At 63.7% G+C, this 19557-nt stretch carries 17 protein-coding genes; 10 read left to right on the forward strand and 7 right to left on the reverse strand.

Annotated elements, in window-relative coordinates:
• Positions 1-169 precede the first annotated feature (169 nt).
• The 7 genes from NKH22_RS22270 to NKH22_RS22300 all read left to right on the forward strand — a co-directional run bounded on the left by NKH22_RS22270 (position 170) and on the right by NKH22_RS22300 (position 7697).
• Entirely contained in the window at positions 170-952 is a 783-nt protein-coding gene (locus NKH22_RS22270) for a DeoR/GlpR family DNA-binding transcription regulator (RefSeq protein WP_023701285.1), read from the forward strand.
• Positions 949-2328 (forward strand): FGGY-family carbohydrate kinase, encoded by a 1380-nt coding sequence (locus NKH22_RS22275; protein ID WP_352910977.1) that lies wholly within the window; start codon positions 949-951, stop codon positions 2326-2328. The genes NKH22_RS22270 and NKH22_RS22275 overlap by 4 nt, the downstream gene beginning before the upstream one ends.
• Before the next feature lie 44 nt (positions 2329-2372).
• A complete protein-coding gene (locus tag NKH22_RS22280) occupies positions 2373-3869 on the forward strand; it encodes a sugar ABC transporter ATP-binding protein (RefSeq protein ID WP_352463253.1) in 1497 nt (498 codons plus the stop codon).
• Positions 3866-4858, forward strand: coding sequence for an ABC transporter permease subunit (locus tag NKH22_RS22285; RefSeq protein ID WP_023738261.1), 993 nt, complete (start codon positions 3866-3868; stop codon positions 4856-4858). The genes NKH22_RS22280 and NKH22_RS22285 overlap by 4 nt, the downstream gene beginning before the upstream one ends.
• A gap of 76 nt (positions 4859-4934) precedes the next feature.
• Positions 4935-5873: an ABC transporter substrate-binding protein gene (locus tag NKH22_RS22290; RefSeq protein WP_352910980.1), complete on the forward strand. Its 939-nt coding sequence runs from the start codon at positions 4935-4937 to the stop codon at positions 5871-5873.
• 66 nt (positions 5874-5939) lie between these two features.
• A complete protein-coding gene (locus tag NKH22_RS22295; protein ID WP_352910983.1) occupies positions 5940-6833 on the forward strand; it encodes a sugar phosphate isomerase/epimerase family protein in 894 nt (297 codons plus the stop codon).
• A gap of 621 nt (positions 6834-7454) precedes the next feature.
• Positions 7455-7697, forward strand: coding sequence for a DUF768 domain-containing protein (locus NKH22_RS22300; RefSeq protein WP_023670565.1), 243 nt, complete (start codon positions 7455-7457; stop codon positions 7695-7697).
• 33 nt (positions 7698-7730) lie between these two features.
• On the opposite strand, the gene NKH22_RS22305 is transcribed toward NKH22_RS22300, so the two are convergent.
• Together NKH22_RS22305 and xseA are read right to left on the reverse strand one after the other, a co-directional pair.
• Positions 7731-8849 (reverse strand): DmpA family aminopeptidase, encoded by a 1119-nt coding sequence (locus NKH22_RS22305; RefSeq protein WP_352910986.1) that lies wholly within the window; start codon positions 8847-8849, stop codon positions 7731-7733.
• Positions 8850-8857: 8 nt separating this feature from the next.
• Positions 8858-10531, reverse strand: coding sequence for an exodeoxyribonuclease VII large subunit (gene xseA / locus NKH22_RS22310; RefSeq protein ID WP_352910989.1), 1674 nt, complete (start codon positions 10529-10531; stop codon positions 8858-8860).
• A gap of 91 nt (positions 10532-10622) precedes the next feature.
• Here xseA and NKH22_RS22315 point away from each other — a divergent pair, with 91 nt between their 5' ends.
• Entirely contained in the window at positions 10623-12821 is a 2199-nt protein-coding gene (locus NKH22_RS22315) for a bifunctional diguanylate cyclase/phosphodiesterase (RefSeq protein WP_352910992.1), read from the forward strand.
• A gap of 6 nt (positions 12822-12827) precedes the next feature.
• Here NKH22_RS22315 and NKH22_RS22320 read toward each other — a convergent pair whose 3' ends face one another.
• The gene (locus tag NKH22_RS22320) at positions 12828-13784 is read right to left on the reverse strand and encodes a LysR substrate-binding domain-containing protein (RefSeq protein WP_023670561.1); all 957 of its coding nucleotides are present in this window, start codon (positions 13782-13784) and stop codon (positions 12828-12830) included.
• A gap of 178 nt (positions 13785-13962) precedes the next feature.
• Here NKH22_RS22320 and NKH22_RS22325 point away from each other — a divergent pair, with 178 nt between their 5' ends.
• Positions 13963-14253: a DUF1127 domain-containing protein gene (locus tag NKH22_RS22325; protein ID WP_023670560.1), complete on the forward strand. Its 291-nt coding sequence runs from the start codon at positions 13963-13965 to the stop codon at positions 14251-14253.
• 233 nt (positions 14254-14486) lie between these two features.
• On the opposite strand, the gene NKH22_RS22330 is transcribed toward NKH22_RS22325, so the two are convergent.
• The 4 genes from NKH22_RS22330 to NKH22_RS22345 form a co-directional block, all read right to left on the reverse strand.
• Positions 14487-15548: a DUF937 domain-containing protein gene (locus NKH22_RS22330; protein ID WP_352910995.1), complete on the reverse strand. Its 1062-nt coding sequence runs from the start codon at positions 15546-15548 to the stop codon at positions 14487-14489.
• 90 nt (positions 15549-15638) lie between these two features.
• Positions 15639-17012, reverse strand: coding sequence for a glutamate--cysteine ligase (locus NKH22_RS22335; protein WP_023681841.1), 1374 nt, complete (start codon positions 17010-17012; stop codon positions 15639-15641).
• A 114-nt stretch (positions 17013-17126) separates the two neighbouring features.
• Positions 17127-17861 carry a 16S rRNA (uracil(1498)-N(3))-methyltransferase gene (locus tag NKH22_RS22340; RefSeq protein WP_023820852.1) on the reverse strand — a complete coding sequence of 245 codons (735 nt, stop codon included), beginning with the start codon at positions 17859-17861 and terminating at the stop codon, positions 17127-17129.
• Between the two features lie 31 nt (positions 17862-17892).
• Positions 17893-18540, reverse strand: a complete 648-nt coding sequence (locus NKH22_RS22345; RefSeq protein ID WP_023692351.1) for a hypothetical protein — start codon at positions 18538-18540, stop codon at positions 17893-17895.
• 86 nt (positions 18541-18626) lie between these two features.
• On the opposite strand from NKH22_RS22345, the gene NKH22_RS22350 reads away from it, so the two are divergent.
• Positions 18627-19325, forward strand: coding sequence for a type 1 glutamine amidotransferase (locus tag NKH22_RS22350; RefSeq protein ID WP_023692350.1), 699 nt, complete (start codon positions 18627-18629; stop codon positions 19323-19325).
• Positions 19326-19557 lie beyond the last annotated feature (232 nt).

The following is a 19557-nucleotide window of genomic DNA, read 5'->3' on the forward strand; positions in this document are numbered from 1 at the left end:
TCAGCCTCGCAGCTTCGGATACCCGTCGTGGGATGTTGATGTGTATCGCAGATGCGAGCGACTTACGTCAATAGTGATCTAATGTCATCAAAGGTTCTTGCAATCGGAAAGATGTTGAGTAAGTTACGTCAAATGCCGTGGCAAAAACGGCTCCTGGGAGGAAAAACGATTGAGCGACTCCGGCCGCCAGCGTCAGATCGTCGAGTTGCTGCGGGATCGCCCCTTCGCGTCGGTGCGCGAACTGCAGGAGCAGCTCGGCGTGTCGGCGGCGACGGTGCGGCGCGACATCGACAAGATCGACGAGGCCGGTGAAGCACGGAAGGTCTATGGTGGCATCTCGGCGCTCGACGGCGCTTCACAGGCGGGTGTTGCCTATGCCAGGCCCTATGACGAGAACCGCGACCTCGCGGTCGAGGCCAAGCGGCAGATCGCCGCTCTCGCGGCCACGATGGTGCGCGACGGCGATGCGGTCATCGTGCATGGCGGTTCGACCTGCTTCCACCTTGGGGTCAAGCTGGCTGAGCGCAGCATCCGTCTCTATACCAATTCGATGCCGCTCGCGGCCTATCTGAGCGACCACGGCCATTGCAGCCTGACCGTTGCCGGCGGCGATCTGCATCGTGAGCCGGGCATCATCCATTCACCGACCCAGGCGGAGCCGTTCTACGCATCGAAGTTCTTTCTCGGCGCGCAAGGCCTTGGCCAGGAGGGCGTGCTGGAATCGCACCCGCTGCTGGTCCGCTCCATCGCCGATCTCAGCCTGTGTGCCGACCAGATCGTGGTGCTGGCCGACAGCCGCAAACTGTCGATCCACGCCCGTAACATCGCGCTGCCCTTGTCGCGCATCGGCACGCTGGTGACCGATGACGGCCTGTCCGACGTCGACGCGCGCATGCTGGAAGACGCGGGCGTCATGGTGCGCATCGCTTCGGCTTCGGGAGCCATCCAGTGAAGATGGCCGTCCTCGATTTCGGCAAGACCAATTCGAAGCTGTTCGTCTTCGCTCAGGACGGGCGCATCGTCGACGAGCGCCGGACCCGGCCGAACTGGATGCGCAAAGATGGCTTCAGCGTGCTTGATGAGGCAGCACTTCACAGTTGGGCGGTTCGCGCCGTAAGCGAGGCCTCCGACGTCCATGGCGTACAGGGCGTGATGGTGTCGGGCCATGGCTGCACCTTTGCCCTGGTCGACGAGGCGGCGCTGACGCATCCGATACTCGATTATGAGCAAGAGCCGCCGGCTGATATTGCCGCGCAAATTGATCGCCTCGTTCCGGATTTCACCGAGACCTTCTCGCCGCGATTGCCGCTCGGCTTCAACTACGGTCGCCACATGCTGTGGCTACAGGCGGTGCAACCCGGTGCATTCACGGCCGCGAAATCGATCCTCGGCTATCCACAATACTGGAGCTGGCGGTTTGGCGGCCGGGCGGTCTCGGAAGTGTCCTATCTCGGCTGCCACTCGCATTTATGGGCGCCGCGCAAGCGCGACTTCAGTTCGCTGGTCGATATTGAGGGCTGGCGCGACCGGATGCCCGCTTTCGAGCGGGCGGGCTCGGTTGTCGGCGAGCAACGCCTCGGCGACACGAAGCGGCGGATCGCCATCCACAATGGTGTCCATGACAGCAATGCCGCGCTCCATGCCTATCGCCGGCAGGAGCTTGGCCCGGTCACCGTCGTCTCGACCGGCACCTGGGTCGTCGTGCTTAATCCGGATTGCCTGCTCGACGCGCTCGATGGCCAGCGCGACATGCTGGTCAATGTCGATATCGACGGCGGCCCTGTGCCGACCATCCGCTTCATGGGCGGGCGCGAATTCGCCACGATCAGCGACGGCTGGCAAGGCGCGATCGCGCCGGCGGCAGTGCAGCGGGTGATCAACGCCGGCAGCATGGCGCTGCCGAGCTTCGCGCCGGGCGGACCAATGCCCGGCCGCGCCGGCAAATTGGTCGGCCGCATGCCAAGCGCCGAGGAACGCGCAGCCGTGGCGCTGCTCTACGTCGCGCTGATGGTCGACCTCTGCCTCGACCAGATCCATTCGGACAACACCGTGATCGTCGATGGCGGACTGAACGCTGGCGGCCTGCTCGCCGGGCTAGTGGCGCAACTGCGTCCCAGCCAGGCCTTCCTGCAAGGGGCCACACTGGAGGGCAGCGCCACCGGGGCGGCGGCGCTGGCCTTCGAGACCGTCGGCCGCGAATTTGCCGCGGAAGTGCCGGAGCCCGTGCGTGCCGCAAGGTTCACCGGACTTGCCCGATATCGCGACACATGGCGTGGCCTCATCGGCGAGCAGGGCATCCCCCGCGCGGCAGCGGGAGGCGCACGGTGATCGTCGCTGCTCAGGCCGAAGTCACGCGCCAGCCAGTGCTGGAAATGCGGCACATCTCGAAGACGTTCGGGTCAGTCCGCGCCTTGCAGGACGTGTCGCTGACCGTCCATTCCGGCGAAGTCCATGCGCTGATGGGTGAAAACGGTGCCGGCAAGTCGACTTTGATGAAGGTGCTGTCCGGCGCCTATCGGCCTGATGCCGGCGGCGAGATACTGATCGACGGCGTGCCGGTCGTCACCGGCGACCCGATCAAGGCGCGGGCTCACGGCATTGCGGTTATCTATCAGGAACTGTCGCTGGCGCCCAACCTGACGGTCGCGCAGAACATCTTCCTCGGCAATGAGCCGAGGCGTTTCGGCATCGTCGACCGCGACCAGTGCTACCGGCGCAGCAATGAGATCATCAAGCGTCTCGGCGTGTCCTTCTCCGCACGGGCTCAGGTTTCCAGCCTGTCGCTCGGCGAGCGTCAGCTGGTCGAAATCGCCCGCGCGCTTTCGACCAGCGCGCGCATCATCGTCATGGACGAGCCAACCACCTCGCTGACCTCGCGCGAGACCGACCGTCTCTTCGAGGTCATCGCGACGCTGAAGTCGCAAGGCATCGCCATCATCTACATCAGCCACCGCATGGAAGAGGTCTACCAGTTGGCCGATCGTGTCAGCGTGCTGCGCGACAGCGGCTATGTCGGCACACTCGAGCGCGCCGAGCTGAACGCCTCGCGCCTCGTCTCGATGATGGTTGGCCGCGACCTGTCCGCTTTTTACAGGAAGGATCATCGCCCGCCGGACAACAAGCGCGCGGTCGCCTTGTCGGTGCGCGGCATGGCGGACGGCAATCTCCTGAAGAACTGCTCCTTCGAACTGTACAAGGGCGAGGTGCTGGCTCTGGCTGGCCTTGTCGGCTCGGGCCGCACCGAACTCGCGCGACTGATCTTCGGTGCCGACAGACGCATCGCCGGCACGCTGGAACTCGACGGCAAGCCCGTAACCATCGGCTCGCCAAGCGAGGCACTGAATGCCGGCATCGCCTATCTCACCGAGGACCGCAAGGAGCTCGGCCTCTTTCTCGACATGTCGATCTCCGACAACATCAGCATGGGCGTGCTGGCCAGGGATGCGCGGCCCGGCGGCTTGCGCGATTTCAAAGCCGCCGAGAGACGTGCTGCCACTGCCGTTTCGGATCTCTCCATCCGCACCAGGTCGGTACAGGCCAATGCCGGTTCGCTGTCGGGCGGCAACCAGCAGAAAGTGTTGCTTGCCCGCCTGCTCGAGACCGAGCCGCAAGTGGTCATCCTGGATGAACCGACGCGCGGCGTCGATGTCGGAGCGAAGTCGGAAATCTACCGGCTGATCGACAATCTCGCCAAAAAGGGCATCGCCATCCTGATGATCTCCAGCGAACTGCCGGAGGTGATCGGCGTTGCCGACCGCGTGCTGGTAATGCGCGACGGCACGATTGCCGGCGAGGTTACGGCGTCCAAAGACCAGCCGCTGCGCCAGGAAGCAATCATGGAACTTGCAACGGGAGCGGCCAAGGGATGACCGACAAGGCGACCGAGATCAGTGGCCAGGTTGTCGGCAGGAGCCGGCGGTTGCGCACCGCCTTCGCCGCCCTTGGTATGCTGCCGATCCTGATCCTGCTGGCGGTCGGCTTTCAGTTGATGAACGCGCGCTTCTTCACCCAGACCAATTTGCTGATCGTCATGCAGCAATCGTCGATCAACATCGTGCTGGCAGCGGGCATGACCTTCGTCATCCTGACCGGCGGGATCGACCTGTCCGTTGGCTCGATACTTGCCGCCTCGGCGATGGTGGCGGTGATGGTGTCGCTGGTGCCTGATTGGGGACTGCTGGGCGTGCCGGCGGCCATTCTCGTCGGCCTCGGCTTCGGCGTCATCAACGGGCTGCTGATCGCCTATATCAGACTGCCGCCCTTCATCGTCACGCTGGGGTCGCTGACCGCTGTGCGCGGCGTCGCCCGCCTGCTCGGCCAGGACACCACGGTGTTCAACTCGGACCTGCCGTTCGACTTCATCGGCAACGGTACGCTGTTCGGCGTTCCCTGGCTGGTCATCATCGCCTTGTCGGTCGTGGTGCTGTCCTGGCTGGTGCTCAAGCGCACCGTGCTCGGCACCTGGATCTATGCCGTCGGCGGCAATGCCGAAGCGGCGCGGCTGACCGGCATCAAGGTGCCGCTGGTGCTGCTCTTTGTCTATGGCGTTTCCGGCCTGCTGGCCGGCCTTGGCGGCGCCATGTCAGCGGCCCGGCTTTATGCGGCCAACGGGCTGCAACTCGGCCAGTCCTACGAGTTGGATGCCATCGCCGCGGTCATTCTCGGCGGCACCAGCTTCGTCGGCGGCGTCGGCTCGATCTGGGGCACGCTGATCGGCGGCCTGATCATAGCGGTGCTCTCCAATGGGCTTATCTTGGCCGGTGTCTCGGACATCTGGCAGTACATCATCAAGGGATTGGTCATCATCGTGGCAGTCGCCCTCGACCGCTACAGGCTCCAGGCAGGAGCGAGAACGTGATTGACCTTGGTCGCCGGCGTAAACGACCGGTTTGTGTAACGCACCGTGAGAGGCGCGGGGCAATTGGAGGAAAGCAATGAAGACCATCGCTAAACTGCTCTGCGGCGTCGCACTCGCGGCTGCCGCCATCGCGCCCGCATCGGCCAAGGACCTCAACAAGGTCGGCATCTCGGTCGGCCTGCTCGGCAACCCCTTCTTCGTCGCCACCATCAAGGGCATCGAGGACGCGGCCAAGAAGATCAACCCGAAGGTCGAGGTGACGTCAGTGTCGGCCGACTACGACCTCAACAAGCAGGTCTCTCAGGTCGATTCCTTCATCGCCGCCGGCGTCGACGTCATCATGCTCAATGCGGTCGATGCCAAGGCGATCGGCCCGGCGGTGAAGAAGGCGCAAGCAGCGGGCATCGTCGTTGCCGCCTTCGACGTCTCGGCGCCAGGCGCCGACGTCACCGTCATGACCAACAACGTCAAGGCCGGCGAAGAGGCCTGCCAGTATCTGGTCGACCACACCGGCGGCAAGGGCGACTACGTTATCCTCAACGGCCCGGCGTCGTCGTCGATCCTGGAGCGGGTGAAGGGCTGCAAGGACGTCCTTGCAAAACACCCCGACATCAAGATCCTCTCCGACGACCAGAATGCCGAAGGCTCGCGCGACGGCGGCCTGAAGGTCTTTCAGTCGCTGCTGACCCGCTTCGACAAGATCGATGCGGTGTTTGCCATCAACGATCCGACGGCGATCGGCGCCCAGCTTGCGGCCAAGCAGCTCAATCGCTCGGAATTCATCTTCACCGCAGTGGATGGCGCTCCCGATATCGAGAAGGAACTCGCTTCCGGCACCTCGATGATCAAGGCCTCGGCTTCGCAGGATCCCTACGTGATGGCTGGCCAGTCGCTGACGATGGCGGCTGAGCTGCTTGCCGGCAAGAAGCCGGCGGAGCCGACCGTGCTGCTCGACCCGAAGCTGATCACGGGCGAGAACCTGAAAGACTACAAGGGCTGGACCGCAGCCCGCTAAGCCTCCCAAGGCCGATGCGGCCGGGGCAACCCGGCCGCATCTCAATTCCAGAAACGGGAGACGATCATGTCGCGCATCGGTATTCATTCCTTCGTCTGGTCGGCGAGTTCGGCGCAAGGCGACCTCGAACGCACGCTGGCCAACACCAAGGAGGCCGGTTTCGACCTGATCGAGTTCTCCTATCTTGACCCCGCCAATGTCGACGTTGGCGGGCTGGCCAGGCGCATCGCCGACCTCAAGCTTGGCGTCGCGATCAGCATCGGCCTGCCGGCCGACGGCGACATTTCGAGTGCCGACAAGGCGGTTGCCGCGCGCGGCGTCAAGATCCTCAACGAGACGATCGCGCTCACCCGCGATCTCGGCGGCCAGAAGATTGGCGGCATCCTCAGTACCAGCCACGGCTTGCAGACGCAGGCGCCGACGCGCGATCAGTGGAACCGCAGCGCGGGGACACTTGCGAAGGTTGCGGAGACGGCCAAGGCCGCCGGCGTCACGCTCAATCTGGAGATCGTCAACCGCTTCGAAAGCAATCTGCTCAACACCGCTTCACAAGGCCTGGCCTTCATCGCGGACACCGGCTCCGACAACATCTTCCTGCATCTCGATACCTTCCACATGAACATCGAGGAGGCCGATGTCGGACTGGCTATCCGTCATGCCGCTGACAAGATCGGCTATGTCCATATCGGCGAGAGCCATCGCGGTTTCCTCGGCACCGGCAATATCGACTTTGCCGCGATCTTCGATGCGCTGACCGCAATCGGCTATAGGGACGACCTCAGCTTTGAATCCTTCTCGTCGAAGATCGTCGACGAGAACCTGTCACGGAAGACCGCGATCTGGCGCAATCTGTGGGCCGACAATATGGAACTGGCCCGGCATGCGCGCGCCTTCATCTCAATCGGGCTGGAGACGGCGCAGCGCAAGGCAGAGCTTGTCGCATCGAGACATCGTCCTTAGCAGGAGCGCGCTGCCAAAGCGCCAATGTTGTCGTTCATCCGGCCCGCGCGTTACGTGCAAGGAATCGACGTCGGAGGCGCTGAGTGTGGCGGAGGCAGTCGAGCGGGGTGACGCTGACGAGAGCTTTCTGATTTTGGCTCACGAAACGCAATAAAATCAATATCTTCATACGCCCTCCGGGGCCATCCGATCTCCATACTGGACGGGGATGACGTTTGACACAGCGCGGCGGAAAGAAGCAGGATGGCTGATAGAGTCGACATCGCATAATGATGTCACTATATAGCGGCGGCTTCGACCGTGTAGCTGTGGCGGTGTACCACGAAGCAGCAGAAAATGTGTTACGCGTTGTGATCCCTATTGTGATACAAATCGGCCGTCGACAGCAGGAAAAGATCGTAAGAACAATAGCATAGAGCCGAAGCCGATCCCGGCCAACGTACCACTCTATCAAACAATCAGAACGTGCTCATTGAACCCTTCCCTTCATTCGGCTCTTCGGACCTCCGACAAGATCAACTTGCCGGGCGAAGCCGACTCGGTTCGAATGGCAGCATGCATCCTTTACCGGGTGCGGACGTTTACGGTTACCAACCGGCATAGCCGCCAGGGAAAAGCAGTATGAGTGAACATGCGATCGAGTTCTTGCGCGGATGGATCGGTGAAAAGGTCCACTGCCAGCACTCGCCGGTAAAGATCGAGAAGCAGGCCGAGACCCTCGCCAAGGAGTGCGCGGCCAAGGCCGCTGAGGTCGGCATTCCGCTGGAAGATATCCAGGAAGAAGTCGGCGACATCCAGGAACTGATCGCATCGCGGCTCGAAGAGGCGGCCGAGGCCGACCAGAGCAACGCGGCCAAACCGTGACGCAACAGGCCTGGTGCCGCCAGGCCTTGTCCTCTATCCAAATCGATCTTTCAGCCAGGCCTTCGGCAGCGCCGGCACGAAATTGCCGTCGCGTCCGCTCATATCCTCATTGGCGACCATTGCATTGAGGATCGCCTCCTCTACGCCTTGCGCCACCGCATCGAAGAACGGATCGATATTGACGTCCGGGATGTAAGCGACGTTTGCGGTTCGTCCCGATGGTGCAAGTGCTGCTTGCGGATTGGCGGTGGTGAAGGCCAGAAAAATGTCGCCCGAACTGTGGTACCCGAAGCCGCCTGTCATGGCGATGCCGAGCGGCACGCGCTTTGCCAGCCGCTTCATCTGGTGCGGCAGAAATGGCGCATCGGTGGCGACGATGGCGATGATCGAGCCCTTTTCGGCACGCGGCGTGCCTTCGCGCATCGCCGGCTCTACCAGATCGGGCCCGACGCGGGCGCCGCGCAGTGTGAAATTGCGCCGCTTGCCGAAATTCGCCTGCACGAATACGCCGACCGTATGCCTGATGCCCTGCCACTCGACGATGCGCGATGCCGTGCCCGAGCCGGCCTTGAAGCCAAAGGCAATCATGCCGGTGCCGCCGCCGACACTGCCTTCCTCGATCGCTCCACCGGCGGCACCGTCGAGCGCGGCTTCGACATGTTCGAAGCCGACGTGATGACCGTTGATGTCGTTGAGGAAACCATCATAGGTCTCCGCCGCAACCGGCAGGCCCCAGCCGCTGTCGAGCGCCGCCGACAGCACGCGTTGCATCCAGCGCAGCGTGCCGTCGCGGGTAACGCCGCAGGAATGCGTGTTGGTGATCGTGACCGGCAGGTTGAAGGCGCCGACTTCCTCGATAATGTGCGACCCCGTCAACTCGCCATTGCCGTTCTGGCTGAAGACACCGGCAAACACCGGCGTGGCGAGCTCAGCCAACGGCCGCGGCAGGATGGCGGTGACGCCGGTGCGCACCGGCCCCGTGCCAACCTTGAGCAGACCCTCGCCGGAAATCAGCGTCGCATAGCCGACCGATACGCCGAGCACATCGGTGATGGCGTTGAAGCCGCCCGGCGTGCCCTCGAAGGCAATGCCGAAAGCACGCGCGCGCGGCTTGCCCGCCGGCGTTTGAAGATGCGGGTCATGTCCGGTCATGCGGTCCTCTAAAAAAGCGAGCCCTGATTGCCCGGCTCTTTCGGTTTGCTGGCCGTCGGCTTTGCAGCGGGTTTGCTGGCGGGCGGCGTGGCCGCTGGTTTGGCAACGGCCTGCACCCGCTCGGCGTCGCCGGTCGCGACTGCATTTACGATGCCGTCGGCGAACTCCAGCTGCAGGCCAGCGCCCGGCGCCACATCAACTGCCAGTTTGATCACCGCGCCGTCGGCATCCTTGACCAGCGCGAAGCCGCGGGCCAGCACAGCCTTGTGCGACAGCGTTGCCATCAGCCTCTCGGATTGGACGATGCGGCCGCGCAGTCGCTCCAGCCTGAGCAGTACCGCTTGCGTGCCGCGTCTCGTCAAAGCTGTCAGCAGATCCCTCTGCACGGTTTGCCGCCGTGCCGTTGGCTCGATCGTAATGCGGCCTTGCAGCAAAGCCAGTTGCTGCCTGTGCCGTTGCAGGGATGCTTTCGCACATTTTGGCAACTGATCCGCCGCACGATTCAACTCCGCGCGCCGGGCTCTCGCCAATGCGCGCAGCGCCCCTTGAGCGCGCAAAAGGTTGCGGTCGTTGGTGCGTCGCGCCTCGGCAATTCGCCGCGACAGCGTTGCCGGAGTGAGCTTCACGGCGAAGAACCGAGCTTGCTTTCTTTCGGTGGAGACCATCAGCCCCCGGCTAAGCCGGCTGGCCGCCTCGTCCAGCCGCCGTCGCGGCAGCGCCAGCAACTGGTCGGGCGAGGGCAGCGCGCGGGCGGCCGCACGCGAGGCCTGCCGCTTGCGTTCGAAATTGCGCAAGGTAGCTGCTTTGAGCCGTGCGCCAAGACTGGCTAGTGTCGCTTCGAGGTCCGCTTTCACCGGCACCGCGATCTCCGCCGCACCTGTCGGCGTCGGTGCCCGCATGTCGGCGACGAGATCGATCAAGGTCCAGTCGGTCTCGTGGCCGACGGCCGAAATCACCGGGATGCGCGAGGCAGCGACGGCGCGCGCCAGCCCTTCATCGTTGAACCCCCAGAGGTCCTCGAGGCTGCCGCCGCCGCGCGCCACGATCAGAAGGTCGGGCTGGGCAATCGCTCCATCCCAGGCCAGCGCGTTGAAGCCGTTGACGGCCGCCGTCACTTCCGCCCCCGCCGTCTCGCCCTGCACTTTCACCGGCCAGACCAGCACATGCAGCGGAAAGCGGTCCTTGATGCGATGGATGATGTCACGGATGACCGATCCGGTCGGCGAGGTGACGACGCCGATGGTGCGCGGCATGAAGGGCAGCCGCCGCTTGCGGCCGGCATCGAACAGCCCTTCGGCCTGCAGTCGCCGCTTGCGCTCTTCCAAAAGCGCCATCAGCGCCCCGGCGCCGGCGGGTTCTAGATTGTCGATGACGATCTGGTAGTTGGATTTGCCGGGATAGGTGGTGAGTTTGCCGGTGGCGATCACCTCCATCCCCTCTTCGGGGCGGAATTTCAGCCGGCTCATCGTGCCTTTCCAGACCACGGCATCGAGCCGCGCGCGGTCGTCCTTCAGTGTGAAATAGGCATGGCCGGAAGAGTGCGGCCCGCGATAGCCGGAAATTTCGCCGCGCACCCGCACATGGCCGAAGACATCCTCGACCGTGCGCTTCAGCGCGCCGGAAATCTCGCTCACCGTGTATTCGGTGGCATTGGTTCGTGATTCGGATTCTGCGTCGCTCATCGGCCGATTGAGCGGCTGTTGTCGCTCCGCGTCAAGATTCCATAACTTGATCTTAAGCCTGTCCTGATTGACTCTGGGCCAAGGAGGACGCATGAGCGCCCGCAGACAACGCAGCCCGTTGACGTTCCAGGTCACCCTGACGGTGCTGACGCTTGCCGTTTTTGCACTGGCCATCGTTGTCGGCTTCGGCCTTTACGCCACCATGCAGGCCGACCGGGTCTCGCTCGATCGGCAGAAGGTTTTCCTGGCCAACGGCCTGCAGGACCAGGTCGCCGCGGTAAAGCGCGAGCAGGAAAGCGTCGCCGTCTGGGATGATTCCGTTATCAACGCCAAGGCCGGCAACCAGACCTGGATGGCAGAGAATCTCAGCGTCTGGATGTCCTCGTATTACGGCCACAACCGGATCTATGTGCTGGACGACGCCAACCGGCCGGTCCACGCCATGCGCGAAGGGAAGGTCGTGTCGCCTGCCGTCTTTGGCGAGGACGAACCCGCTTTGCGGCCGACAATCGCCAGGTTGCGCCAGATGATGAGCAAGGACGCAAGCCAGGCCGGCGCAAAATTCGTTGCCGACGATCTGGTCTCGCTTGGCGGTCAGCCTGCCATACTCAGCGTCATGCCTCTGGTGCCGAGTTCGGATCGCGTCACCCAGGCACCCGGCAGCGAATATCTGCATGTCTCTATAGAGTTCATCAACGACGCGGTGATCGGCAAGATTGCCCAGAAATATCTGCTGGCGGGGGCGCATCTCTTGCCGATGGCTCAGCCGCTTGGCTCGGCTGCCATTCCGCTTATCGACAAACAGGGTGTCATCCTCGGCTATATTGCCTGGGACCAGGAACGGCCCGGCCTGACGCTGGTGGGCAAGGCCAGCCCGGCCCTGGCTCTGGCCGCGCTAGTCGCGGCGAGCGTGCTCGCCTTTCTGCTCCGGCGTCTGCGCCGTGCGTCATCGGCGCTGCAGACCAGCCAGGCCCAGGCGCAATATCTCGCCTTTCACGACACGCTCACCGGCCTGCCCAACCGGGCACTGTTCGAGGACAGGCTGCGGCGTGCCTTGCTTACCTCCGGCAATGAAAGCAAGGTCGCGCTGCTTTATCTCGATCTAGATCGCTTCAAGCATGTCAACGACACGCTTGGTCACCCGGCAGGCGACGAACTCGTGCGCCAGACGGCGGCCAGGCTTCAGCATACGGTTCGCGACGTCGACACGGTGGCAAGACTGGGTGGCGACGAATTCGCGGTGATCCTGATCGATGTCCGCGACGTAAGGAACGCAGAGGATATTTCCGAGAGGGTGCTGCAGAAACTGCAGGAGCCGTTCAAACTGATGGACGATCAGGTCTTTATCAGCGCCAGCATCGGCATAGCCTTGTCGACAGGCCCTGATGCCGATGCAGACGATCTGCTGCGCAAGGCCGACATCGCGCTCTACGAAGCCAAGAAGAACGGCCGTGGCCGCTACCAGGTCTTCGCTGGCGACATGGACGACCTTTTGCTGCGCAAGCGCAAGGTCGAGAGCGAGCTGCGCAGCGCGCTAAATGGCGGCACCGGTATCAAGCTCGCCTACCAGCCGGTCTTTGCCAGCGACGGCAAGACCATTGTCGGCGCCGAGGCGCTGATGCGCTGGGCGCATGAGGTCCATGGCGCACTGCCGGCGGCGCAGTTCATCGCCATCGCCGAGGAACGCGGCATGATCGGGCAGCTCGGCGCATGGGCCCTGCTGGAAGCCTGCCGCTTCGCCGTGAAGACCAAACTGCCGTGGCTCGCCGTCAATGTCTCGCCGCTGCAATTGCGCGACGTCGGCTTTGCCGAAGAGGTTGCCTCGATCCTCGCCGAAACGGGACTGGCGCCGAAGCGCCTGCAGCTCGAGATCACCGAAAACGTTCTCCTGGAAAACAACGACACCACCAGAGCGGCTCTGGCCGCCTTGCGCCAGTCGGGCGTCGGCATTGTGCTCGACGATTTCGGCACCGGCTATTCGTCGCTGAGCTATCTGCGCCGCCATGCCATCGACAAGCTCAAGATCGACCGCTCCTTCGTGCGGCTTCTCGACGGCGACGGCAATTCGGGCGCCATCGTCAAGGCGCTGATCGATCTCGCCGGCGCGCTCAAGGTCGAGGTCACCGCCGAGGGCGTAGAGACCGAGGTGCAAAAGGCGCTGCTGGTCGCCATGGGCTGCCAGCAGCTGCAGGGCTACCTCTTGTCGCCGCCGCTGGAGCCGGCGCAATTGGTGGCGCTGCCCGGCCTGTCGTCGGCCAACGCAACGACGGAGGCGGCAGCGTCGGCCTGATCGTTCCTACCAGCCAGGCAGGATCTGGTTCGGCTTGCTCCGCTTCATCTTGGCGAAGGCGAGCGAGGCGAAATCGAAGCTTCCCGTTTCTTCGCCGAGCGGCACGGAAATATTGTCGAGGCTTTCCGAGATGTGCCGGGCCAGCGCGTCGACGATTTCGGGCCGCGAGGTCTGGCCGCGCATGATGCCGATGCGGCAGTCGGGCAGCGCGCCAAAACCGTCGGCTTCGCCCAGCACTCGCATGCCGGGCCGCAGCGCGCATTCCGGCAGCACCGAGATCGCCAGCCCCGACAGCACCGCGGCGGTGATGACGGTCGCCGAGAAGCTGGTGAAGAGGATGCGATAGTCGCGGCTTTGCCGGTCGAGCACATCGACGGCGGCGCGCCGCCAGATGCAGTTCGGCCGGCCGAAGGCCATCGGCAGCACTTCCTGTTCGTGCGTGGCATGGTTGGCCGAGGTCACCCATAGCAGCGGCTCGCGCCGCACCACTTCCGACTGGCCGCGCGTATCATTGTGCGTCACCAGCGCAAGATCGAGATTGCCGCGCTTGATATGCTCGACCAAGCCTGGTGTCGGCTCGCAGATGACAGTCAGTTCGACGCGCGGATTTGACCGTGTGAAGCGTGCCATGATTTCGGGCAGGAACCGGTCGGCATAGTCGTCGGGGGTGCCGATACGGATGGTGCCTTCGAGCCGCTGATCATCGAAGGCGGCCAGCGTTTCGCGGTTGAGATAGAGCAGGCGGCGCGCGTAGGAGAGCAGCTTGTCGCCTTCCTCGGTCAGCCTGTTGGTGCGGCCGTCCTTTTCGAACAGCGGCTTGCCGATCCGCTCTTCCAGCCGGCGCATCTGCATCGACACCGCCGATTGCGTGCGCAGCACTTCCTCGGCCGCACGGGTGAAGCTGCCGGTATCGGCAATCGAGATGAAGGTCTGCAACTGGTCGAGATCGAGCGGCGCTTTCATCGGTCCAATCCATCACTAGCGTTGATGCTAAAGATTAGAAACATTCGTTGGATTAATCAATCGGTGCGTGGCAAATTCACATTGTCCACATGAAGGCATGTGAATCGAGACCGGAACGGCCGCTGTCCCCAGCGCCGATCGCCTGGTCTTGTCCAGTTCGAGTCTGAAGGAGACCGACATGACCACGTTTGATTTCGCCACCGAGACCTCGCGCATCACCTCGCGTCCGGCCGTTGCGACGCGCGTGGCCAACACCCTTCTCAATGCCTACCAGGCCTGGAAAAATCGCCGGGCCTTCTATCGCCTCGGCGAGATGTCGGACGCCGAACTCGCCGATATCGGCCTGACGCGCGCGGATCTCCATGTCGCCATCGATGTGCCGTTCGGCGCCGATCCGACCGTGAAGCTGCGTGCGATTGCGAGCGATCGCGCCGATACAATCGAAGATCTCGCCCGCCAGATAGCGTGATATCGGGCGCATTGTTTCGGTTGCCGTGAACCTTTCTCAGGCTCGCTACGACCAACGAGTATAGCAGGCTCCCCACTCCCTGCCGGTTCCCCGCCGGCCAGCCTGCACACTGGCCCGGTCCTCCTCCAGGACCGGGCTTTTCTTTTAAAGCTCCGTCGTCATCGTGCGGTCTGCGCCGCGTCGCTTCGTTCCTTGCTCCGAAGCCGCGAAGGTCAGCGCCCAACTACCGCCAACTACCGCCGGTCCATGTCCCGCTTGAACTGGTCGAAGATCGTTTCCACGCCCTTCTGATAGTCGTCGCGCTGCTGGGCGCCGGTCTCGAACATCTTGCCGAAAATATCGTCGAACGGATTGCGTGGCCTGCCGCTCGGATTGGCCTGCGGTTGCGGCGCCTGGCGCTCCTGCGGTGCCTGTCGCGGCTGGGGTGCTTGCGGCTGCTGCGGCGCCGGCTGCCCACCGGGCAGGCCGAAGCCGCCACCACCGCCTTGCCGCATCATCTCTTCAAAAATCTTGCCCAGCGGGTTGTCGCCGTAAGGGCTCTGCGTCTGTTGCGGCTGTGTTGGCTGCTGCGGCCGGCCCTGCGGTTGCTGTGCCGCGCCACCGCCGAACATATCCTGCAGCACCTTGCCCAGCGGATTGTCGCCATATGGGTTGGGCGCCTGTTGCGGCTGGCTTTGCGGCTGTTGGGCGCCGCCGCCGAACATGTCCTGCAGCACTTTGCCCAGCGGGTTCTCACCGTAAGGATTGGGTGCTGGCTGCGGCGCAGGCTGTGCCCCGCCGCCCGCCTGCCGCATCATCTGTTCGATGATCTCGCCGAGCGGATTGCTGCCGCCGCCGAAGCCACCGGCGGCCTGCATCTGACCCCCGGTCAACTGGTTTGTCGTCTGCTTGAACAATCCGCCCATCACCATCGAAGCGATGGCCGGCAGCATCTGCTGCAGGATCTGCTGGCTGACGCCGGTCGCCTGCGCGGCCTGGCTGGCCACCGCGCGCGACAGCTCCTTCGAGCCGAACAGATGACCCAGAATGCCATTGCCCTCATTGACGCCTTGCGGTGAGAAAGCCCTGGTCGCGTCCTCGAAGTATTTGGCGTGCTGGCCGCTCGCCATCGCCGTCATGAAGGCGCCTAGCCCATAGGCATCGGCGGTGTTGCGTTGCAGCCCTTGCGAGAAGGCCGGCAGCAGAGCGGCGACAGCCGCCTGCGTCTGCTGCATGGAAAGCCCGTACTGCTGGGCAAGCGCCTGCATGCCGTTGCCGTTCTGCGCCTGCGCCAATATGTCGAACAAGGTAGGCATCGGTTTCTCCTCCGGGAAATCCTCGAGGGAGAACCTAGTTCGTTTCGATGTTCGATTGAAGCGGCTTTTGCCGCTGCTCAAGGCGCGACGCTAATACGCATATTCCATGAACACCGGCTCGATCGAGCCGCCCCAGCGCGTGTGGTAGGCCGACAGCATTTCCTCGGCACTGGTGGTACCGCGCGCCACGACTTCGTCCAGCGTGTTGAGGAACGAGGTCTCGTCATAGCCGTCGCGGTTCTTCCTGCCGCGATTTTTCAGCCCAAGGCGCGAAATCGTCATTACATCGCGGCCGATCTCACGCAGCGTCGTGTTGCGGAACGGCGCGGAAATGCCTTGTTCCGGCACCGCATTGCGCATCGCCAGCGTTTCTTCATAGGTCCAGCTCGAAGTCAGCGCCTCGGCGGCGTCGAGCGCGGCCTCGTCATAGAGCAGCCCGACCCAGAAGGCCGGCAGCGCGCAGATGCGGCGCCACGGCCCGCCATCGGCGCCGCGCATTTCGAGGAAGCGCTTCAGCCTGACGTCAGGGAACAGGGTCGACAGATGGTTCGCCCAGTCGCCCATGGTGGGCAGTCCGTCCGGTACTTCATTGCGGGCAACGCCGGCCATGAACTGGCGGAAGGTGATGTGCGTCATGTCGTGATAGTGGCCGTCGCGGATGACGAAATACATCGGCACGTCGAGCGCCCATTCGACATAGTCGGCAAAGCCGAACTCGGGCGAGAAGCAGAATTCGAGCAGGCCCGAGCGCTGGTTGTCGGTGTCGCGCCAGATGTCGCCGCGCCAGCTCTGCAGTCCGTTCGGCCGGCTGTCGGTGAAGGGCGAGTTGGCAAACAGCGCCGTCGACAGTGGCTGCAGCTTCAGCGACACCTGCATCTTGCGGCGCATGTCGGCTTCGCTTTCGAAGTCGAGGTTCACCTGGATGGTGCAGGTGCGATACATCATGTCGAGACCCTTGGTGCCGACCTTGGGCATGTAGCGGGTCATGATTTCGTAGCGCGATTTCGGCATTTTCGGCGTCTCGGCCAGCGACCATTTCGGGCTGCCGCCGAGGCCGAGAAAGCGGATGCCCATCGGCTCGGCGATCTCGCGTACCTGCGCCAGATGCGCATTGCCCTCGCGACAGGTCTGGTGGATCGTTTCCAGCGGCGCGCCCGACAGCTCGAACTGGCCGCCCGGCTCGAGCGAGATCGCGCCCTGGCCGGTCGGCTCGACCAGGCCGATGATGCGGCCGTCATCGATGATCGGGTCCCAGCCGAGCTTTTGCTGCATGCCTTCGAGGATGGCGCGGATGCCGCGCTCGCCGCCATAAGGCACCGGCGCGTTGCCGTCGACATAGAAGGGGAACTTCTCGTGCTCGGTCCCGATGCGCCACTTGTCGCGCGGCTTGTTGCCTTCGGCCAGATGCTCGACCAGTTCGTCGATGTCTTCGATTGGCCGGAAATCGGTTGTGTCGCGCGCCATGGGGCCCCCTCTGCGGCTCTCGGAGCCCGCCGGCGCTAAATGGACGAAATGTCAGCAGCCGATCAAGCGAAAAATCCTGAGCCACAGGTCAACAGGAATTGATCTTTACGCTTCTTACCAGTCTCCGACCGTCGCCTGCATCACCGCAAGCGCCGCTACAGCTGCTGTGTCAGCGCGCAGGATGCGCGGTCCGAGCGGGATGGCAGTGACGAAGGGGAGCGCCCGCAGCATCTTGCGTTCGTCGTCGGAAAAGCCGCCTTCCGGTCCGACCAGCAGCGCCAGCTTCTTCTCCGGCACCGCCTGCAATGCCGGCAGCGGGTTGTTGGTCGAGGCGTCCTCGTCGCAGAAGATCAGTCGCCGCTCCTTGTCCCAGCCGGAGAGCAGACGCTCGAATTTCTCGGCTTCTCGCACTTCCGGCACCGCCAGTATGCCGCATTGCTCGGCCGCCTCGACGACATTGGCGCGCAGCCGGTCGATGGAGGGTTTTGCCACTTGCGTGTGCTGGGTGATCACCGGCTGCAGGATGCCGGCGCCCATCTCGACCGCCTTCTGAACGAGATAGTCGAGCCGGCCCTGTTTCAGCGGCGCGAAGCAATAGATCAGGTCAGGCAGGGGCGGTTGCGGTCTCTGCGAGGCCAGCACCTTCAGCCGCACCGCCCTTTTCGACCTGGTGGCAATCGCCGCCGACCACTCGCCGTCACGGCCGTTGAAGACCAGGATCTCGGCGCCTTCGCCGAGCCGCAGCACATGCATGAGATAGTGGCTCTGCTGCTGGCCGGCATCGAATTCGATGCCTGCCGCGAGGTCGTCCGGCACGAACAGCCGCTGCATCTTGTAACTGGCGCGCATCGCCGAGGAATGGGCGAGGCGGTGCCTGGCGTCAAGTCTCGGCGGAACGATGCCACACCGGTTCAAAACCGTGCCGCAGCACCGAAACGGTCGTGGCCGGTGTGAGCAGGCGCAGCGACCGGCCGGCAAGGCTGTCGAAGGCCGCCGCATCGCCATAGCCTGCGAACGACCAGGGCAGCGCGTTGCCGCCGCGCAGCGCATAGGCCGAGCCGCCATCCGCGATCATCGCTCCGTCCGGCAATTCGGCAAGCTCTCCCATGGTGACATCAGGTGGCTTGCCGCCGGAAGCCAGCCGCTCCTTGTGCAGCCGCTTGTCCACCATTGGCGCGCGCGGTTCGTTTACACCGAAGACTTTGCCGAAACGCCCGACAAAATCCGTGGCTCGCTCACGCCGGCAATAGAAACAGGGACGGTGCCCGGCGGCCAGCGCCGTCACCTCGTCGAGGAAGAACAACTCGGTCCAGCCGGCCCTGCCGCCCGGCCTGTTCCTGCCCATCGGCTCGCGCCGCACATTGCGGAATTGGCAGACGCAGATGATCCAGGCCGGCAAGGCCCAACGCTTTTTCAGCAGCGTCTTGGTCTCAGGATCGTGGATGATGCCGCGATTGCCGGTGAACAGGCCGCGCTCGGATATGGCATGGATGGCGCCGAACGGATCGACCCGGTTCTGCAGTGGCATAGCTCTCTCCCGAATACGCATCTTGGCTGCAATACGGGCGACATGATATCGCTCGTCGCGTCATTTCATGTCAGCAGGGTTTTGCGATGCGGGTGCTGGTGGTCCAGAACTACGACAACACCGGCCTTGGCCAGGTTGGTGCCGCGCTCGCCGAAGCCGGCGCCGATCTCGACCTGCGCCGGCCCTACAAGGGCGATGCGCTGCCGGACGACGCGACCGGACACGATGCCATGGTGATGCTTGGCGGCGGTCAGAATGCGCTGGCCGACGATGACTACCCGTATTTCCCGGCGCTGCTCGAACTGACCCGCGATTTCGCCGCCAAGGATCGCTCGGTTCTCGGTATCTGCCTGGGCAGCCAGTTGGTTGCCCGCACTTTCGGCGGTGAGAACCAGATCGGCGGCGCCTCGGAATTCGGCTGGCACAAGGTATCGCTGACGCCGGACGCCAGAACCGATCCGGTGCTTGGCGCACTTCCCCAGGATTTCCCCATCTTCGAATGGCACGACGACACTTTCGCGCTGCCGTCAAATGCGGTGCGGCTTGCCGGCAGCGAAATTGCTGAGAACCAGGCGTTCCGAATCGGCCGCGCCGTCTACGGCTTCCAGTTCCATTTCGAGGCCGACCGGCCGATGGTGAGGGACTGGAGCACGTCCTTCGCGCCGCTGATTGCCGATCGCCATCCCGACTGGCACGATCGCCTCGACAGCGAAATGGCTCTCAACGGCCCCGAGGCTGATGCCGCGGGCTTGGCCATTGCCCGCGCCTGGGTGGCGACGATCTGAACCCAGCCAACGCGCGGCCGTTGCATAATTGGCACGCGGCGGGGAATCTGCCGGGGACAACTTCTTTCGTCCTTGGTTTGTGGCCGAACGCCATCCTACAAGGCGCGCGCTATGCATCGGCAATGCAACCGCGATGAACCTTCTGTGTGATCCGCGCGACACACCGCCGATACAGAATCGACCTACAAGCGCGAAATCGTCGAAACTTTGAGACGAATTCTCGGTTTCAACC

Source organism: Mesorhizobium sp. M1252 (genome assembly GCF_040318265.1).
Taxonomy (GTDB): Bacteria; Pseudomonadota; Alphaproteobacteria; order Rhizobiales; family Rhizobiaceae; genus Mesorhizobium.

Excerpts from the sequence above, each read along its gene's own strand:
- xseA (WP_352910989.1), bottom strand. The coding sequence starts at position 10,531 with ATGAGCGACGCAGAATCCGAATCACGAACCAATGCCACCGAATACACG.
- NKH22_RS22300 (WP_023670565.1), top strand. The coding sequence starts at position 7,455 with ATGAGTGAACATGCGATCGAGTTCTTGCGCGGATGGATCGGTGAAAAG.
- NKH22_RS22330 (WP_352910995.1), bottom strand. The coding sequence starts at position 15,548 with ATGCCTACCTTGTTCGACATATTGGCGCAGGCGCAGAACGGCAACGGC.
- NKH22_RS22305 (WP_352910986.1), bottom strand. The coding sequence starts at position 8,849 with ATGACCGGACATGACCCGCATCTTCAAACGCCGGCGGGCAAGCCGCGC.
- NKH22_RS22340 (WP_023820852.1), bottom strand. The coding sequence starts at position 17,861 with ATGCGCGCCAGTTACAAGATGCAGCGGCTGTTCGTGCCGGACGACCTC.
- NKH22_RS22290 (WP_352910980.1), top strand. The coding sequence starts at position 4,935 with ATGAAGACCATCGCTAAACTGCTCTGCGGCGTCGCACTCGCGGCTGCC.
- NKH22_RS22350 (WP_023692350.1), top strand. The coding sequence starts at position 18,627 with ATGCGGGTGCTGGTGGTCCAGAACTACGACAACACCGGCCTTGGCCAG.
- NKH22_RS22285 (WP_023738261.1), top strand. The coding sequence starts at position 3,866 with ATGACCGACAAGGCGACCGAGATCAGTGGCCAGGTTGTCGGCAGGAGC.
- NKH22_RS22345 (WP_023692351.1), bottom strand. The coding sequence starts at position 18,540 with ATGCCACTGCAGAACCGGGTCGATCCGTTCGGCGCCATCCATGCCATA.
- NKH22_RS22320 (WP_023670561.1), bottom strand. The coding sequence starts at position 13,784 with ATGAAAGCGCCGCTCGATCTCGACCAGTTGCAGACCTTCATCTCGATT.
- NKH22_RS22335 (WP_023681841.1), bottom strand. The coding sequence starts at position 17,012 with ATGGCGCGCGACACAACCGATTTCCGGCCAATCGAAGACATCGACGAA.
- NKH22_RS22295 (WP_352910983.1), top strand. The coding sequence starts at position 5,940 with ATGTCGCGCATCGGTATTCATTCCTTCGTCTGGTCGGCGAGTTCGGCG.
- NKH22_RS22315 (WP_352910992.1), top strand. The coding sequence starts at position 10,623 with ATGAGCGCCCGCAGACAACGCAGCCCGTTGACGTTCCAGGTCACCCTG.
- NKH22_RS22325 (WP_023670560.1), top strand. The coding sequence starts at position 13,963 with ATGACCACGTTTGATTTCGCCACCGAGACCTCGCGCATCACCTCGCGT.
- NKH22_RS22280 (WP_352463253.1), top strand. The coding sequence starts at position 2,373 with ATGCGGCACATCTCGAAGACGTTCGGGTCAGTCCGCGCCTTGCAGGAC.